The sequence below is a fragment of the Mycobacterium sp. genome (assembly GCF_049278535.1).
In the GTDB taxonomy this organism is placed as follows: Bacteria; Actinomycetota; Actinomycetes; order Mycobacteriales; family Mycobacteriaceae; genus Mycobacterium.
In genome coordinates, this window is record NZ_JBAPMI010000070.1 from 1 (window position 1) to 16720 (window position 16720).

General features: G+C 66.4%; 15 protein-coding genes and 1 pseudogene. 7 read left to right on the top strand and 9 right to left on the bottom strand.

All coding sequences use genetic code 11. The features are described from left to right. Nucleotides 1-294 (bottom strand): alanine--tRNA ligase-related protein (locus WAO18_RS03870; RefSeq protein ID WP_422204042.1); only part of this gene is annotated, 294 nt, incomplete at its 3' end. Nucleotides 295-406: 112 nt separating this feature from the next. Next, nucleotides 407-796, bottom strand: coding sequence for a secondary thiamine-phosphate synthase enzyme YjbQ (locus WAO18_RS03875; protein WP_422204075.1), 390 nt, complete (start codon nt 794-796; stop codon nt 407-409). A 120-nt stretch (nt 797-916) separates the two neighbouring features. Between WAO18_RS03875 and WAO18_RS03880 the strand changes: the two genes are divergently transcribed. From WAO18_RS03880 to WAO18_RS03890, 3 genes and pseudogenes are all read left to right on the top strand, one after another. Further along, nucleotides 917-1543 carry an antibiotic biosynthesis monooxygenase gene (locus tag WAO18_RS03880; RefSeq protein ID WP_422204043.1) on the top strand — a complete coding sequence of 209 codons (627 nt, stop codon included), beginning with the start codon at nt 917-919 and terminating at the stop codon, nt 1541-1543. Between the two features lie 181 nt (nt 1544-1724). After that, complete coding sequence (locus WAO18_RS03885; RefSeq protein ID WP_422204045.1) at nt 1725-2345, top strand: antibiotic biosynthesis monooxygenase; 621 nt, start codon at nt 1725-1727, stop codon at nt 2343-2345. A 23-nt stretch (nt 2346-2368) separates the two neighbouring features. Beyond that, nucleotides 2369-2505, top strand: a pseudogene (locus tag WAO18_RS03890) (IS481 family transposase); the annotation flags it as partial. 2 nt (nt 2506-2507) lie between these two features. On the opposite strand, the gene WAO18_RS03895 reads toward WAO18_RS03890, so the two are convergent. Genes WAO18_RS03895 through WAO18_RS03910 form a run of 4 tightly spaced genes read right to left on the bottom strand, consistent with a single transcriptional unit; the run spans nt 2508 to nt 6303 of the window. Further along, on the bottom strand, nt 2508-2843 hold the full coding sequence (locus tag WAO18_RS03895; RefSeq protein WP_422204047.1) for a hypothetical protein: 336 nt from the start codon (nt 2841-2843) through the stop codon (nt 2508-2510). After that, the gene (locus WAO18_RS03900) at nt 2840-3754 is read right to left on the bottom strand and encodes an HpcH/HpaI aldolase/citrate lyase family protein (RefSeq protein WP_422204049.1); all 915 of its coding nucleotides are present in this window, start codon (nt 3752-3754) and stop codon (nt 2840-2842) included. Before WAO18_RS03900 ends, WAO18_RS03895 begins: the two co-directional genes overlap by 4 nt. Before the next feature lie 15 nt (nt 3755-3769). Next, nucleotides 3770-4954, bottom strand: coding sequence for a CaiB/BaiF CoA transferase family protein (locus tag WAO18_RS03905; protein ID WP_422204077.1), 1185 nt, complete (start codon nt 4952-4954; stop codon nt 3770-3772). Next, nucleotides 4954-6303, bottom strand: a complete 1350-nt coding sequence (locus WAO18_RS03910) for an LLM class flavin-dependent oxidoreductase (protein ID WP_422204051.1) — start codon at nt 6301-6303, stop codon at nt 4954-4956. The genes WAO18_RS03905 and WAO18_RS03910 overlap by 1 nt, the downstream gene beginning before the upstream one ends. Nucleotides 6304-6429: 126 nt before the next feature. On the opposite strand from WAO18_RS03910, the gene WAO18_RS03915 reads away from it, so the two are divergent. Beyond that, complete coding sequence (locus tag WAO18_RS03915) at nt 6430-6795, top strand: hypothetical protein (protein ID WP_422204052.1); 366 nt, start codon at nt 6430-6432, stop codon at nt 6793-6795. Here the strand turns inward: WAO18_RS03915 and WAO18_RS03920 are convergent. Next, nucleotides 6792-8138 carry a replication-associated recombination protein A gene (locus WAO18_RS03920; RefSeq protein ID WP_422204054.1) on the bottom strand — a complete coding sequence of 449 codons (1347 nt, stop codon included), beginning with the start codon at nt 8136-8138 and terminating at the stop codon, nt 6792-6794. The two genes, WAO18_RS03915 and WAO18_RS03920, sit on opposite strands and share 4 nt — an antisense overlap. A 118-nt stretch (nt 8139-8256) precedes the next feature. On the opposite strand from WAO18_RS03920, the gene WAO18_RS03925 reads away from it, so the two are divergent. Then, nucleotides 8257-9276 (top strand): hypothetical protein, encoded by a 1020-nt coding sequence (locus WAO18_RS03925; RefSeq protein WP_422204055.1) that lies wholly within the window; start codon nt 8257-8259, stop codon nt 9274-9276. A 14-nt stretch (nt 9277-9290) separates the two neighbouring features. On the opposite strand, the gene WAO18_RS03930 is transcribed toward WAO18_RS03925, so the two are convergent. Then, nucleotides 9291-10127 carry a DUF3097 domain-containing protein gene (locus tag WAO18_RS03930; RefSeq protein ID WP_422204057.1) on the bottom strand — a complete coding sequence of 279 codons (837 nt, stop codon included), beginning with the start codon at nt 10125-10127 and terminating at the stop codon, nt 9291-9293. Between the two features lie 79 nt (nt 10128-10206). After that, nucleotides 10207-10590, bottom strand: coding sequence for an NINE protein (locus tag WAO18_RS03935; protein WP_422204058.1), 384 nt, complete (start codon nt 10588-10590; stop codon nt 10207-10209). A 111-nt stretch (nt 10591-10701) separates the two neighbouring features. On the opposite strand from WAO18_RS03935, the gene WAO18_RS03940 reads away from it, so the two are divergent. Together WAO18_RS03940 and WAO18_RS03945 are read left to right on the top strand one after the other, a co-directional pair. Beyond that, on the top strand, nt 10702-14040 hold the full coding sequence (locus tag WAO18_RS03940) for a DUF2126 domain-containing protein (protein ID WP_422204059.1): 3339 nt from the start codon (nt 10702-10704) through the stop codon (nt 14038-14040). Between the two features lie 14 nt (nt 14041-14054). Continuing rightward, nucleotides 14055-16712: a circularly permuted type 2 ATP-grasp protein gene (locus tag WAO18_RS03945; protein ID WP_422204079.1), complete on the top strand. Its 2658-nt coding sequence runs from the start codon at nt 14055-14057 to the stop codon at nt 16710-16712. Nucleotides 16713-16720 lie beyond the last annotated feature (8 nt).

Below are 16720 nucleotides of genomic sequence, written 5' to 3' on the forward strand. Positions count from 1 at the left end.
CTTCTTGAAGTAGTCGCCGAACGAGAAGTTGCCCGCCATCTGGAAGAAGGTGTTGTGCCGGGTGGTGATCCCGACCTCGTCGATGTCCGGTGTGCGGATGCACTTCTGCACACTGGTCGCGCGGTCCCACGGCGGCGTCTGCTGGCCAAGGAAGTACGGGACGAACTGCACCATGCCGGCGTTGACGAACAGCAGGTTGGGGTCGTCGAGAATCACCGACGCGCTCGGTACCTCGGTATGGCCCGCGTTCACGAAATGATCCAGGAACCTCTTCCTGATCTCGTGTGTCTGCACTTTTCCGCTTCCTCTTAATTCCGGGCCAACCGGAACGCATCAGCCACTTTCGACCGCATTACAGTACCGGCCCGGCTGTTCGGCCCGACCACGCGACGAACTCCGACGCCGGTCAACCCTGGACGAACGACAAGCGCACCGAGCGGCGCGGGTTGTCCCTGTTCAGGTCGACCAGAACCACGCTTTGCCAGGTGCCAAGCAGCGGCTCCCCCGCCTGGACCGGCACGGTGATCGACGGCGCCACGATCGCCGGCATGACATGGTCGGCGCCGTGACCGAACGATCCGTGGGCGTGCCGGTAACGGTCGTCGCGCGGCAGCAGCCGTTCCAGGGTGTCGACGAGGTCGTCATCGGAGCCGGCGCCGGTCTCGATGATCGCCACCCCGGCAGTCGCATGCGGGACGAAAATGTTGCAGAGCCCGTCACCCCGCGGAAAGCAGAACGCGCGCACAGACTCGGTCAAATCGACGGTACGGCGACGCGCGGTGTCAACGTCCAGCACATCGGTATTCACCTGACCAGCCTACGTATTTGCCCATTGTCATGCCGAATCCAGGGGAGGAAAGTGGGGTGGAGCGGTGGCGTCACCGGGGCGCTGCCCCGAGGAGAAAAGAGGTGGACCGTGTACGCACGCTCTACCACTATCCAGGCGCAACCCTCGTCGATCGACGCTGGAGTTGCACATATTCGCGACGAGATCATGCCCGCGCTCCGGGACATCGACGGATGCGTCGGCTTGTCGCTGTTGGTGGACCGCCAGTCCGGAAGGTGCATCATCACCACTTCCTGGGATTCTGAAGACGCGATGCGCGCGAGCGAAGAACACGTGCGGTCGATTCGTGACCGGGCCGCGGACGAGTTCGGCGGCATCGGCAGCCCGATGGTCGAAGAGTGGGAGCTGGCGGTCCTGCACCGAGACCACCGCTCGGGCGATGGTGCCTGCGCGCGGGTGACGTGGGTGACAAGCGATCCCGCCCAGACGGACCAAAACGTCGAGTACTACAAGACAGCGGTGTTATCCGACATGGAAAACCTCGAGGGATTCTGCAGCGCCAGCCTGTTGGTCAACCGCGCAACGGGACGCGCTGTTTCTTGTGCTTCTTTCGACAGCCGCGAAGCGATGGACCGCAACAGGGCGCAGTCGAACGCCCTCAAGAACGAGAAGATTCAGGAAGCGGGCGTCGCTGAGGCCGACGAGCAGGAATTCGAGCTGGCACTCGCCCATCTGCGGGCACCCGAGCTGGTCTGATCGAGGTATAGGGGGACACCGGCCGAACAGAGCGACTGGGTGTCGGCCGGTATCTCGTTGTGCCAATTGAAGAACAACCGCAGCGGCTTGCCCATTGCCATCGCGAATCCGCCGGAGGAAGGTGGTGAGAGGAACCGGTGGCGCCACCGGGCGCTGCCCCTAAGCCGAGAGGGGTTGTCTGGTGTACGCGCGCTCAACCACTATCGAGGCGCAGCCGTCGTCGATCGACGCCGGAATCGCGCACGTTCGCGAAGTAGTCATGCCCGCACTCGAAAGTGTCGACGGATGCCTGGGCATGTCATTGTTGGTCGACCGTGGCTCTGGTCGTTGCATTGCCACCAGCTCGTGGGAAAACGAAGAGGCGATGCGCGCGAGCGCCCGTGGGATACGGCCGGTTCGCGATCAGGCGGCACAGACCTTCGGCGGTAGCCCGACGGTCGACGAATGGGAGATCGCGGTGCTCCACCGAGACCACCCGTCCAGCCCGGGTGCCGGCGTGCGGGCCACCTGGCTCACGGTGCGGCCCGACCAGTTCGACCGGGCCATCGAGTTCTACCGGGCGTCGGTGTTGCCCGCGATCGAGGAGCTCGAAGGTTTCTGCAGCGCGAGCCTGATGATCGACCGCACGTCTTGGCGGGCGGTGTCGTCGTCGACGTTCGACACCCTTGAGGCCATGCAGCGCAACGAAGAACGCGCGCGCTCACTGCGTACCGCACGGCTTCGCGACCTCGGCGCCGACCAGTTCGACGTCGGCGAATTCGAATTGGCCATCGCCCACCTGCGGGTGCCCGAGTTGGTTTAGTGGACCTCGCTCACTAGGTCCGCAATCCGGTGGGCGGCTGTCACTTCCTGCACACCGCGATCGACGCGCACTCTCGGCTTTGGCCGATGAACGCAAAGAGACTGCTGGCGCCTTCTGGTTACGGGCCAGCGCCTGGTTCGCCGAGCGCGGCATCGTGGTCACCTACGGCAGCGAGTCGCCCGGGAAACCGCGGCACGCGTGCACCTCGAATGTGAACACCCCGGCTTGCACGCCTGGGTCATCATTCATGACGGCGATCGTGTCATCGAGGGTTCCGGTGAACACGCCCACACCGCAGATGTCGGAGCCATCGCTGACCGGCAGCACCACCGCGAGCACGCCGTCATGGCGTAGCCCGAAGTTACGTCGGCCGTGCTCCCAGATGACCCCCGGTGCCGTGTCGTCGGTAAAGTTCGGCCCCTGCTTGAGGATCATCACGCTGTAGGTCTTGACGGTGGGCAGGAGCGCATTCATCTCGTCGTCGGTGAACACCTTCATCTGTGGCCTCCCTTGATCATTGCGGCGCGCTCCAGGGTGGCCTGAGCCATCTTGACGTGGGCCGCGTCGACGAGAACGCCATTGACGCCGACCGCGCCCAGACCTTTCTGCTCGCCTTCGCGGTAGGCCGCGACGTTACGTTCCGCGAGCGCGATCTCCTCGTCGGTCGGCGCGTAAACCCGGTTCGCCACAGCGATCTGGCTGGGGTGGATCGCCCACTTGCCGGTGTAGCCCATCAGCGCGGCCCGGCGGGCGTCGCGCTCATAGCCGTCCAGGTTTCCGTAGTCGGGGTAGGGCGCATCGATCGCGTCGATGCCGGCGATGCGGGCGGCGACGATCACCTTGTTGCGGGCGTAGGCCCAGAAGTCGCCGGGATATTCGCCGAGCGGGTCGAAGTTGGTGTCCACCCGCGCGCCCTGGGACAGCGAGAAGTCGCCGACACCGAAGATCAGCGCGTCCAGTCGCGGGCTGGCTGTGGCGATCTCCTCGGCGTTGGCCAGACCCTCGACTTCTTCGATGAGCACCTCGAGGCGGATCTGGCGGGACAAACCGAGCTTGGCCTCCAGCTGGGTGAGCAGCACGTCGACCCACCAAACATCGCGGGCCCGAAGCGCTTTCGGGATGATGATGGTGTCCAGGTTCTCCCGCGCGTTGGTGACGACTTCGACGATGTCGTCGTGGCACCACTGGGTGTCGAGCCCGTTGATCCGGATCGCCCGCACGGTGCGTCCCCAGTCGAGGTCATTGAGCGCTGTGACGGCTTTGCCCCGGGCGGCCTCCTTGTGCGCGGGCGCCGTGGCGTCCTCGAGGTCCAGGAACACCAGGTCGGCCTCCGACGCCGCGGCGCGGGCGAACATGTGGTCATTGGCCGCGGGCACCGCGAGTTCCGAGCGGCGCAACAGTGAGGTCATCTATTCAAGCTCCTCTCACAGCACACCCCGGGTATGCAGGTCGTCGATGTCGCCACCGGCCAGCCCGAGCAGCTCGCCGTACACCTCGGCGTTGTGTGCACCGATCTGCGGGCCCAGGTGCTGGACCCGAGCGGTCGCGCCGGAGAATCGGGGCACCGGAGCCTGGACGGTCATTGCACCCAGCTCGTCGTCGCCGACCTTCACGAACACCTCGCGATGCGCGAGCTGTTCATCGGCCACCAGATCGGCGATGTCGTAGACGGGTGCTGCGGCCACCTCGGCGGCGTCCAGGATGTCCATTGCCTCGTCCAGCGTCTTGGTAGCCACCCAATCGGCGACCACCTGGTCCACCTCGCGGGCCCGCGCCAGCCGGCGCTGCGGATCGGAGAAGTCGGCATCGTCGACAAGGTCCGCGCGCTCGATCGCGCGAAACACCCTCAGCGCCAACGTCGGTGAGCTTCCCGACATCGCCAGCCACTTGTCGTCGGCCGTGCGGTAGGTGTTGCGCGGCGCCGAGATGTCCCAGCGGTTGCCGGCCCTGGTCGGCACCAGGCCGAGCTGGTCGTAACCCAACAGGGTCTGCTCGAGCAGCCGCGCCAGCGGGTCGATCAGGTTGATGTCGATCAACTGCCCAGACGCGCCATGCACATCGCGGTGGTAGAGCGCCATCATCACCGCGTAGGCCGCGTTGAGCGACGCCACCCCGTCGGCAAGCATGAACGGCGGCAACGTAGGCGGTCCGCCGGCCTCGCCGGTGATGTTGGCGAAGCCGCTCATCGCCTCGCCCAACGTGCCGAATCCCGGTCGCTCACTTTTCGGTCCGGTCAGGCCATAGCCGGTGATGTGCAGCATCACGATCTTGTCGTTGACGGCACGCAGCGCCGGGTAATCCAGTCCCCACTTGCGCAGGGTCGGCGGCCGGGTGTTGACGATCACCACGTCTGCGTGCTCAACCAGCCGCCGCAGCAACTCCTGCCCTTCGGCGACACGCAGGTTGAGCGTGATCGATTTCTTGTTGCGCGACAACGACTTCCACATCAGCCCGACACCGTCGACCTGATTCCCCCAGGTGCGGATCGGGTCGCCGCCGTCGGGCTGTTCGATCTTGATTACGTCGGCGCCGAACTCACCGAGATACGTGGCGGCCAGTGGCGCGGCGGCCAGCGTCGCTACGTCGAGAACCCGGATGCCTTCGAGCATCATGCTCCAACGGGCGTGCAGGCCGGTCGTTGGAGCCCTAGGTGATCGCGCAGCGTCGTCCCGTCGTAGGAGTCGCGGAACAGACCCCGGCGCTGCAGTTCCGGGACCACCATCCGCACCACGTCTTCGAAAGCACCCGGCAAATGCGTTGCGGCCAAGACGAACCCGTCGCAAGCGCCGCCGTCGAACCACTCCTCCATCTGATCGGCGACCTGCATGCCGGTGCCGACGAAGCGCGGACCCTGCAGCAGCGTGGCCCGGTGGCCCGCCAGATCGCGCAGGGTGATCTGGTCACCGATGTGGGCGCGCAGGTTCTGCACCAGACCGCGAATTCCCGACACCGATTCGATGAGCTCGTCGGTGATCGGGTCGTCGAGATCGTGCTTGGCGAAGTCGTAGTTCATCAACTCCGAGAGTAGGGTCAGCGACGCCATCGGGTGCACCAGGTCGTTGAGAAAGACCTTTTCGCGTTCTTTTGCGTGGTCTTCGGTCTCACCGACCACGGCGTAAGCCATCGGGCAGAGCTTAACGGACTGCGGGTCGCGGCCGGCGGCCTCGATGCGCTCCTTCTGATCGGCATAGTGGCTGCGGGCCACCTCGATCCCCGGGTCTCCGGTGAAGATCAAATCAGCCCAGCGGGAAGCGAATTCACGCCCACGCCCCGATGACCCGGCCTGGATGAGCACCGGCCGTCCCTGCGGGGTTCGCGGTACGGTCAGCGGCCCGCGCACCGAGAAGAACTCGCCGTCGTGATGCAGTTCGTGCACCTTCTCCGGGTCGGCGTAGATGCCGTTAACCCGGTCATGCAGGATCGCGTCGTCTTCCCAGGTGTCCCACAAGCCGACGGTGGCTTCGAGGAATTCCTCGGCCCGATCGTAGCGGGCGTCGTGACCCAAATGTGTTTCCAGGCCGAAGTTTTGGGCCTCACTGTCGTTCACCGACGTGACGATGTTCCATGCCGCCCGGCCGCGGGACAGGTGGTCGAGGGTGGCGAAGGTGCGGGCAATGTGAAACGGCGTGTAGTAGGTGGTGGAACCGGTTGCGCCGAGCCCGATATGCGACGTCGCCTGCGCGAGCACACCCAAGACGATGGACAGGTCCAGCTTCACCGGCCGTGCGCCGTATTTCACGGCGTCAGCGACCGAACCGCCGTAGATGCCGGGCATGGCCAGGCGGTCGTCGAAGAACATCAGGTCGAAACAGCCTTCTTCGAGTTGCCGGCCGATTTTGGCGTAGTAGGAGGCGTCCAGGTAGCCGTGCTCGGTGGCGGGGTGGCGCCACGAGCCGGCGTACACCGACGTGCTGCCTGCTTGCATGAAAGCGACGAGTGCCATTTGTCGTGAAGTCATTATTGATGTCTAACATCTGATATATTAGATTTCAAGTGCCGGATCCTCAACTGCCTCAAGGCCACGCCGTTATTGATCTTGTCCGATCGCGGCGCGGGCCTGCTCCACCAGGCATACCGTGACTTCATGAAGCGAGGATTCGCACGGCTGGCTGCGGCTGCGCTGTTGCCCGGCGCTTTGGCGCTCGCCGTTCTCGGGCCGGGTGCGGGCACCGCGCAGGCCTATAAATACGGACCATTCCAGTGGTGTCCCGGGCAAGCCATGCCGAATGACCCACCACGAGCGGACACCGAGCTGGTGTGGGACATGGGGGTCTGCCACACCTACTACTTCGAATACGACGTGCGGACGAAGGCTCCCGCCCATTACTGGGAGGGGCCGAATTTGTTTCCGACGCCGATCCCGCCGCCTCCCCCGCCGGCGAACCCGCCAGACCTCGCCAAGCAGTGCCCCGGACTCATACCCTTCGTCAACTGCTTGCCTGGCCTTTAACCGCGCTTGCGGCGGATGATCGCCCGCAATCGCTCCAGCCGGCTGCTGATCTCCCGTTCCGCGCCGCGGCCGGTCGGTTGGTAATAGTCGACACCGACCAGCTCATCGGGTGGATACTGTTGGGGCACAACACCATCCGGGTCGTCGTGGGAGTACTTGTAGGCCTGCGCGTTGCCCAGCGCCGCGGCGCCCGAATAGTGCCCGTCACGCAGATGCGGCGGCACCAGCCCGGCTTTGCCCGCTTTGATATCGGCCATCGCCGCGCCCAGCGCCGAAGTCACGGCGTTCGATTTAGGCGCGGTGGCCAGGTACGTGGTGGCGTGCGCCAGGGTCAGCTGAGCCTCGGGCATGCCGATCAGCTGTACGGTCTGGGCCGCGGCGACCGCCGTCTGCAGCGCCATCGGATCGGCCATGCCAATGTCCTCGCTGGCCAAGATCACCAGCCGGCGCGCGATGAATCGCGGGTCCTCACCGGCGACCAGCATGCGGGCCAGATAGTGCAGCGCGGCGTCGACGTCGGAACCCCGCACCGACTTGATGAAGGCGCTGATCACGTCGTAGTGCTGATCGCCGTCGCGGTCGTAGCGGACCGCGGCCTTGTCCAGCGACTGTTCGATGGTCTCGACGGTGACCTGCTCCCCCGCCTCGGCAGCCACCTCCAGCGCGGTCAGCGCTCGACGGGCATCGCCGGCGGCCAGGCGGACCACCAGGTCCACGGCTTCCGGCGTCACCGCGGTCTGGCCGGCCAGGCCCCGCGGATCGTCGATCGCGCGCTGCACGACCGCGCGCACGTCGTCGGAGGACAACGGGTGCAGCTGCAGGATCAGCGACCGCGACAGCAGCGGCGCGACCACGGAGAACGACGGATTCTCCGTGGTCGCCGCAACCAGCAGCACGACGCGGTTCTCCACGGCAGCCAGTAACGCGTCCTGCTGGGTCTTGGAGAATCGGTGCACCTCGTCGATGAACAGCACGGTCTGTTCGCCGTGCGCGGCGGCTCGCCGCGCCGTGTCGATGACGGCGCGTACTTCTTTGACTCCGGCCGACAGCGCCGACAGCGCCTCGAACCGGCGACCGGTGGCCTGGGAGATCAGCGATGCCAGCGTGGTCTTACCGCTGCCGGGTGGACCGTAAAGGATGGCCGACGCCATACCCGAGCCCTCGACCAGACGTCGCAGCGGCGAACCGGGTTGTAGCAGGTGATCCTGTCCGACTACCTCATCGAGACTGGCCGGGCGCATCCGCACGGCCAGCGGCGCCGCGGCCGAATAACCGTGCGCGCCCTCGCTAGGATCGGTCGCGTCGGGGACGTCGAACAGACCGTCGGACACGGTGTCAGGCATACCACGTCGGCACGACACGTCAGCGCGCGGTGCGAGCTCTCAGCGGCGTCGCCGAATACTTGCTAAGTTCGCGAAGGCGCACGCCTGGATAACTCCCCGACAACGAGCAGGAGCGGCTATGAGCCAACCTCCGGAGCACCCTGGCAACCCGAACGACCCCTACGGGGGTAACCCGCGCCCGGGCGACTACCCGCCGCCCGGCTACGGGCCTCCTCCCGGACCGCCGCCGGGCTACGGACCACCACCGGGGCAACCGCAGCCCGGGTACGGACCGCCTCCGGGCTACGGCGCACCCCCACCTCCGCCCGGCTACGGGCCGCCGCAACCCGGTTACGGCCCACCGCCCGGCTATCCTCCGCCGCCCGGCTACGGGCCCCCTCCCGGTTACCCGGCAGCTCCGGGCTTCGGGCCGCCGACCGGTTCGGGTTTCAACATCGGCGAGGCGGTCGAATGGGCCTGGAATAAGTTCAAGACGAATCTTGGGCCGCTGGTCCTGGCGGCATTGATATACGCCGTAATCGGTGTGGTCGTCCACGGCCTGGTATTCGTGCTGCTGGGCGGCGCCACGGCCAACACCACCGGAGGCGACGGCGATTACGGCGCGTCGTTCAATGCGGGGCTGGACACCGTCGGCACGCTGGTCCTGTCCATCGTGTCGTTCGTTTTCGGCATTTTCGTACAGGCCGCGTTCCTCTCCGGCGGACTCGATCTCGCCGACGGCAGGCCAGTCACTGTGAGCTCGTTCTTCAAGCCGCGCAATTTCGGCACGGTGGTGCTGGCCGGCGCACTGCTCAGTGTGATCAGCGCTGTCCTGGATCTGTTATCGCTGCCCGGCTTCCTGTTCGCAATGCTGTCCTTCGTGGCGGTCGCGGTGTTCACCTTTTTCGCGCTGTTCACGATCGCGTTTGCCACAGATCACGCGCTGGCGCCGATCGATGCGCTGAAGGCGAGCGTGAGCACCGTCCGGGCGCACATCGGCGACACGCTGGTGTCGTTCCTGGTGCAGGGTCTGCTCGTGGTGGTGGGCCTTTTCGCTTGCGGCGTCGGCATTCTCGCGACCGGCCCGATTGCGCTACTGGTCCAGGTGTACACCTACCGCCGGTTGTCCGGCGGTCCGATCGCGCCGGCAACGCTCTAGGGACGCAGGGCTTTTCACGGCTGGGTGACGAAGTCGATCAGCTCCTCCACCCGGCCGATCAGCGCTGCGTCGAGGTCTGTCCAGTCCCGGACCCGGCCGCGGATGCGCCGCCACGCCGCGGCGATGTCGGCCTGGCCGGCGTGCGGCCAGCCCAGGGCGTCGCAGATCCCGTGTTTCCATTCGGTTCCACGCGCGATCACCGGCCAGTGCGACAGCCCCAGCCGGGCCGGTTTGACGGCTTGCCAGATGTCGACGAAGGGATGGCCCACAACCAGGGTGTGCGCGCCGTCGGGGCCGCGCTGTACCGCTTCGGCCAGCCGCGATTCCTTCGAGCCGGGCACCAGGTGGTCGACGAGTACGCCCAGGCGTCGTTGCGGGCCGGGCCGGAATTGCTCGACGATGCCGACGAGATCGTCGACGCCACCGAGGTATTCGACCACCACGCCCTCGATCCGAAGATCGTCGCCCCACACCTGCTCGACGAGCTCGGCGTCGTGGCGGCCCTCCACGTAGATCCGGCCGGTCCGGGCGACTCGGGCACGCGCTCCGGTTACCGCCACCGAGCCCGACGCCGTGCGGGACGCGGCCCTGGGTGCCGGGCCTCGCGGCGCAAGCAGGATCACCGGTTTGCCGTCCACCAGGTACCCCGGACCGATCGGAAACGGCTTGATGGAGCCCTGCCGGTCCTCGAGCTCCATCCGGCCGTACTCGACGCGCACCACCGCGCCGACGTAACCGGTTTGCGCATCCTCCACGACCATGCCGAGTTCTATCGGCACTTCGACCGATCGGGGCTTGCTCGAGCTGTGCGGATTGCGTGCGAGTACATCCGGGCCGTAACGATCGTCCACCCGAGCGATCCTAGGAACAGTCACCCGCCAAATCCGGTTACGCCACTCCGCGTCGTCCCAATGGCATCAGCGAATCAAGTCAATCTCGCAGGGTTCGTCCCTGCGCGTCGGTCACCTTGCCGGTGAGGATCAAGACGGCATCGACAATCGGCCATATCCAGCCCGCGATTCCCAGCGTGAAAATGGTGATCGCAAGTTGCGCGACGCCGATCCCGGCATAGCCCAGGTAAAAGCGTCCGACGCCAAAGCCCCCTAGAAACAGCTGCAGGAGTCCGGCAACGAGCTTGCTCTTGTCGGACAACGGCCGCCCATACGGGTCCGCACCGTAGTAGCCCACGCCGCCATACGGCGCGCCTACCGGCGGCGGAGACGTCGTCGACCACTGAAAGCCATCCCAGTACTTCTGGCCGGGGGCACCGCTCGGGTCCGGGTACCAGCCGGCTGCTGGTTGTGGCGAACTCATAGTTTCTTGCTTTCCATTCAAGCGATTGAATCGCGGTCAGGTTCCGGTGTACCAGAGACTACGGGTTGCTGGCGCTGCGGCTGTATCGCGGTTGTGATGAGATTTCCGGTTATGACCATCAAAGTGGCGCTGGAGCACCGCACCAGCTACACCTTTGACCGGCCTGTCCGGGTGTACCCGCACGTCGTGCGGCTGCGCCCGGCACCTCACTCGCGCACAGCGATCGAGGCCTACTCGCTGCGGGTCGAGCCGGCCGACCACTTCGTCAACTGGCAACAGGACGCGGTGGGCAACTTCGTCTACCGGTTGACGTTTCCGAATCCGATGAGCCGGTTGACCATCACCGTCGGGCTGATCGCCGACCTGAAGGTGATCAATCCCTTCGACTTCTTCATCGAGGATTGGGCCGAAACGTGGCCGTCGGCCAGATTCAGCTACCCCGAGCCGACAGCCGAGGATCTCAAGCCTTATCTGCGGCCGGTCGACGAGGACGGTCCCGGGTCAGGTCCCGGCGAGCTGGTGCAGGCGTGGGTGCGCACGTTCGCGATGGCGCCGGGCACCCGCACGATCAACTTCCTGGTGGAGCTCAACCGAAGGGTCAACAGCGACCTCGGCTACAGCGTGCGTATGGAACACGGCGTCCAGTCACCGGATTTCACGCTGCGAACCGGGGTGGGCTCGTGCCGCGACTTCGCCTGGCTGCTGGTGTCGATCCTGCGCCAGATGGGTCTGGCCGCCAGGTTCGTATCCGGCTACCTCGTCCAGTTGACGTCCGATGTCAAAGCGCTCGACGGGCCATCGGGCCCGACCGCCGACTTCACCGACCTGCACGCCTGGGCGGAGGTGTACATCCCCGGTGCGGGCTGGATCGGATTGGACCCGACGTCGGGTCTCTTCGCCGGCGAGGGCCACATTCCGCTGGCCGCGACGCCGAGCCCGGAGAGTGCTGCTCCCATCACCGGCAGCACCGATCCTTGCGAATCGGTGATGGAGTTCTCCAATACCGTGACCCGCATCCATGAGGATCCGCGCGTCACACTCCCCTACACCGACGAGGCGTGGGCGACGATCCAAGACGTCGCGCGTGGCGTCGACAAGCGGCTGGCCGCCGCGGACGTGCGGTTAACCGTCGGTGGCGAACCAACATTCGTCTCAGTGGACAATCAGGTCGACGACGAGTGGATCACCGCGGCCGACGGGCCGCATAAGCGCGAACGCGCCTCCGAGCTGGCTGCGCGACTTAAAGCCCGGTGGGCCCCGCAGGGGTTGGTCCACCGCGGACAGGGCCGGTGGTATCCCGGTGAACCGTTGCCACGGTGGCAGATTGGGCTGTACTGGCGCACCGACGGGCAGCCGCTGTGGCCCGACGAGACACTGCTAGCCGATCCCTGGAGCACCGATCGGGCCGGCCCGCTGGCAGACAGCGCGACCGCCCATGACCTGTTGGCTGCGGTCGCCGACGATCTGGGCCTGCCACCGTCGCAAGTGCGACCCGCTTACGAAGATCCACTGTCGCGGCTGGCGGCCAAAGCCCGCCTGCCCGAGGGTGACCCGGTTGCACAGGACGCAGACCTCGACCCTGAACTCGGCCGAGACACCGCCGCGGGCCGTGCCGAACTGCTGGCACGCCTCGACGAATCAACGGAAACCGCAGCTGCGTTCGTAGTTCCGCTGCACCGCCGCGACGACGACCTCGGCTGGGCCAGCGCCGACTGGAGACTGCGCCGCGGCCGTCTCGTGCTGCTGGACGGGGACTCGCCGGCGGGGCTGCGGCTGCCACTGGACGCGATCAGTTGGAAGCCGTCGCGGCCGAGATTCGACACCGACCCGACAACGGTCGGCGACGAGCTGCACGCGTCAACGGCCACAGCGCATGTCGATGATGACGAGGCCGCGCCGACCACCGCGATGGTCGCCGAGGTTCGCGACGGGCTGCTTTACGTGTTCATGCCGCCCACCGAGGCGCTGGAACATTTCGTCGACCTGATCGCGCGCATCCACACTGCGGCTGCGAGGATCGGCCGCCCGGTGGTGATCGAGGGCTACGAGCCGCCGCCGGATCCGCGGTTGACGTCCACCACGATCACCCCGGACCCGGGGGTGATCGAAGTCAACGTCGCGCCGACCGCGAGTTTTGCCGAGCAGACCAAGCAGCTGGAAACCCTTTACGAACAAGCCAGATTGGCTCGGCTTTCTACGGAGTCATTCTCAGTCGACGGCAGCCACGGCGGCACCGGCGGCGGCAACCACATCACCCTCGGCGGCAGCACTCCCAAGGACTCCCCGCTGCTGCGCCGACCCGATCTGTTGGTATCGCTGCTGACCTATTGGCAGCGGCACCCCGCACTGTCCTACTTGTTCGCCGGGCGATTCATCGGCACCACCTCCCAGGCGCCGCGGGTGGACGAGGGCCGCGCCGAAGCCCTTTATGAACTCGAGATCGCGTTCGCTGAGATCGCCCGGCTCACTTCGGCTTCCGGAGAGAACGCAGTCAGTCCGTGGGTGACCGACCGGGCACTGCGGCACCTGCTCACCGACATCACCGGCAACACGCATCGTGCCGAGTTCTGCATCGACAAGCTCTATAACCCCGACAGTCCACGCGGCAGGCTGGGCCTGCTGGAGCTTCGCGGCTTCGAGATGCCGCCGCATCTACGGATGGCGATGGTGCAGTCGCTGCTGGTGCGATCACTGGTGGCCTGGTTCTGGGACGAACCGCTTCGGGCTCCTCTCATTCGGCACGGCCCGAACTTGCACGGGCGATACCTGTTGCCACACTTCCTTATTCACGACATCGCCGATGTCGCAGCGGACCTCCGTGCGCACGGCATCGCATTCGAGACCAACTGGCTGGACCCGTTCACCGAATTCCGCTTTCCGCGCATCGGCACCGCGGTGTTCGACGGCGTCGAGATCGAGCTGCGCGGAGCCATTGAGCCGTGGAACACCCTCGGCGAACAGTCCACCGCCACCGGCACTGCCCGCTACGTCGACTCGTCGGTCGAGCGCATCCAGGTGCGCATCATCGGCGCCGATCGGCACCGCTATCTGGTGACGTGCAACGGCTATCCGGTCCCGTTGCTGGCTACGGACAACCCCGACGTACATGTCGGCGGTGTCCGGTTTCGGGCCTGGCAGCCACCCAGCGCGCTGCATCCAAGCATCACTGTTGATGGCCCGCTGCAGTTCGAGCTGGTCGACCTCACCACGTCGACGTCGCGCGGCGGCTGCACCTATCACATCGCCCACCCGGGAGGTCGTGCCTTCGACGAACCGCCCGTCAACGCTGTCGAAGCCGAGTCGCGCCGGGCCCGGCGCTTCGAGGCCACCGGGTTCACGCCGGGCAAGCTCGAGCTGTCCGACATCCGGGAGATGCAGGCGCGAATTTCCACAGACATCGGCGCGCCGGGCATCCTCGATCTGCGACGCGTGCGTACCGTCCTGCGTTAATGGCTTCGGCAGATATGGCAGTGCATACCAGCGACTCGTCGGCAGCTTTTCACCACCGCACCGACGTCGACCGGCTGCTGGACGGGTACCGCGCCGCGCGAGCCCAAGAAACCCTGTTCGACCTGCGTCCGCCCGCCCTACGCGGGCCGGTGATCGGCTATGACGAGTTCGTCGACGACGCCGGGCAGGTGCGCGCCCCGTGGGCCGACCTTGCCGACGCGGTCGGTGACCGCGGGAGGGCCGGGCTGAGTCGGCTGCGCTCGGCAGTGCGCCAGCTGGTCGACAACGACGACATCACCTACACCCGTGTCGACCCCACCAAGGATTCCGCGACCGGTGCTCAACTCGAGCCGCGGCCGTGGCGCTTGGACCCGCTGCCGCTGGTGGTGTCGGCTCCGGACTGGGACGTGCTCGAGGCCGGGCTGGTGCAACGATCGCGGGTTCTCAACGCCGTGCTCGCCGACCTGTACAGCAGCCGCCGGTCGCTCACCGAGGGCGTGCTCCCACCGGAGCTGTTGTTCGCCCATCCCGGCTATGTTCGCGTGGCCAACGGAATCGAGGTGCCAGGCCACCACCAGCTGTTCATGCACGCCTGCGACGTCAGCCGACTATCCGACGGAAGCTTCCAGGTGAATGCCGACTGGACCCAGGCACCTTCCGGCGCCGGTTATGCGCTGGCTGACCGACGCGTGCTCGCACAGGCCCTGCCCGATCTGTACGAGCAAGTCGGCCCGCGGCCTACGACACCGTTCGCGCAGGCATTGCGGTTGGCGCTGATCGACGCGGCACCCGACGGCGTGCAAGACCCAGTCGTGGTCGTACTCAGCCCGGGCATCTACTCCGAAACCTCTTTCGACCAGGCGTATCTCGCGACCTTGCTGGGCTTTCCCCTGGTGGAGAGCGCCGATCTGGTGGTTCGTGACGGCAAGTTGTGGATGCGCTCGCTGGGCACGCTCAAACGTGTCGACGTGGTATTCCGCCGGGTTGACGCCACCTACACCGACCCGCTCGATCTGCGGGCCGACTCACGGCTCGGGGTGGCCGGCTTGGTGGAGGCACAGCACCGCGGGACGGTGACCGTGGTGAACACCGTCGGCAGCGGAATTTTGGAAAGCGCTGGGCTGCAACGCTTCCTGCCCGAGCTGGCCAATCGGCTGCTCGGCGAATCACCGCTGCTGGCCAACGCGCCCAGCTACTGGGGCGGCATCGACAGCGAACGTTCTCATCTGCTGGCGAACCTCTCGTCATTGCTGATCAGGCCCACCATCGGCGGGCAAACCCTGGTCGGCCCGACACTCTCATCCGAGCGGCTGGCCGAACTAGCCGCCTGCATTACCGCGATGCCCTGGCAGTGGGTAGGCCAGGAGCTGCCACAGTTCTCCTCGGCCCCCACCAGCCACGCCTCCGAGCTGTCCGCGGGCGGAGTGGGCATGCGGTTGTTCACCGTGGCGCAACGCGGCGGCTACGCACCGATGCTCGGCGGGCTCGGTTATGTGCTGACCCAGGGTCCTTCCGCTTTCACATTGGAAACTGTTGCTGCAAAAGATATCTGGGTTCAGCCAACTGACCGGTCGCGAACCGAGGCGGTAACCCTACCGGCTCCGGAAGCGCCGGAAAAGGCGGGCGCGGGCACGTTGGGAGTCAGCTCGCCACGCGTGCTGTCCGACTTGTTCTGGATGGGGCGCTACGGCGAGCGTGCCGAGAACATGGCCCGGTTATTGATTGCGGCCCGCCGGCGGTACTACGAATTCCGCCACCGCCAAGAGATTTCGGAAAGCCAGTGCGTGCCCGTCCTGATGGCCGCATTGGGCCGCATCACCGGGACCGACCCCGGACCGGAAGACCAGGCCGAAACAATCGCGATCGCGCCGTCGACACTGTGGTCGCTGACTATGGACCGGGATCGCCCCGGGGCACTCGTGCACTCGGTGGACCGGCTGGCGCTGGCCGCCCGGGGGGTTCGCGACCAGTTGTCCAGCGACACCTGGGCGGTATTGGCCGGCGTCGAACGCGCGCTGGCCCACAAGGCCGAACCGCCGGACTCATTGGCCGAGGCCGACGCGGTGCTCGCAACGGCGCAGTCGCAGACGTTGGTGGGGATGCTGACGCTGGCCGGAGTGGCCGCGGAGTCGATGGTGCAGGACGTCGGCTGGACCATGATGGACATCGGCAAACGCATCGAGCGCGGCCTGGGACTGACCGCGCTGCTCAACGCGACGTTGACCACCGTCCGGGCGCCGGCAGCCGAGCGTACGGTCATCGAATCAACACTCATAGCAACGGAATCCGCAGTGATCTACCGTCGCCGGACAGCGGGCCAGGTGAGCATGGCCGCCCTCGCCGAACTGATGCTGTTCGACGCGACGAACCCCCGGTCTTTGGTGTATCAGCTGGAGCGGCTGCGGGCCGATCTCGGCGACTTGCCCGGCTCGTCAGGGTCGTCGCGTCCGGAGCGGATGGTTGCAGAGATCGGCACCCTGCTGCGGCGGTCGTCTCCCGCCGAGCTGGAATTGGTCTCCCGCAACGGACGCCGCGAGCGGCTGGACGACCTGCTGACCGCGGTCCACGCCGCGTTGCGCGAGCTGGCCGAGGTGATCACCGCGACGCAGTTGGCACTACCCGGTGGCACGCAACCGCTCTGGGGTGGTGACGAACGGCGGATTTTGCCGTGACGACGGGT

Bases quoted from the DNA above. Each gene is read 5' to 3' on its own strand.
- WAO18_RS03895 (WP_422204047.1), bottom strand. From the start codon at position 2,843: ATGAAGGTGTTCACCGACGACGAGATGAATGCGCTCCTGCCCACCGTC.
- WAO18_RS03900 (WP_422204049.1), bottom strand. From the start codon at position 3,754: ATGACCTCACTGTTGCGCCGCTCGGAACTCGCGGTGCCCGCGGCCAAT.
- WAO18_RS03905 (WP_422204077.1), bottom strand. From the start codon at position 4,954: ATGCTCGAAGGCATCCGGGTTCTCGACGTAGCGACGCTGGCCGCCGCG.
- WAO18_RS03910 (WP_422204051.1), bottom strand. From the start codon at position 6,303: ATGACTTCACGACAAATGGCACTCGTCGCTTTCATGCAAGCAGGCAGC.
- WAO18_RS03915 (WP_422204052.1), top strand. From the start codon at position 6,430: ATGAAGCGAGGATTCGCACGGCTGGCTGCGGCTGCGCTGTTGCCCGGC.
- WAO18_RS03920 (WP_422204054.1), bottom strand. From the start codon at position 8,138: ATGCCTGACACCGTGTCCGACGGTCTGTTCGACGTCCCCGACGCGACC.
- WAO18_RS03925 (WP_422204055.1), top strand. From the start codon at position 8,257: ATGAGCCAACCTCCGGAGCACCCTGGCAACCCGAACGACCCCTACGGG.
- WAO18_RS03935 (WP_422204058.1), bottom strand. From the start codon at position 10,590: ATGAGTTCGCCACAACCAGCAGCCGGCTGGTACCCGGACCCGAGCGGT.
- WAO18_RS03940 (WP_422204059.1), top strand. From the start codon at position 10,702: ATGACCATCAAAGTGGCGCTGGAGCACCGCACCAGCTACACCTTTGAC.
- WAO18_RS03945 (WP_422204079.1), top strand. From the start codon at position 14,055: ATGGCAGTGCATACCAGCGACTCGTCGGCAGCTTTTCACCACCGCACC.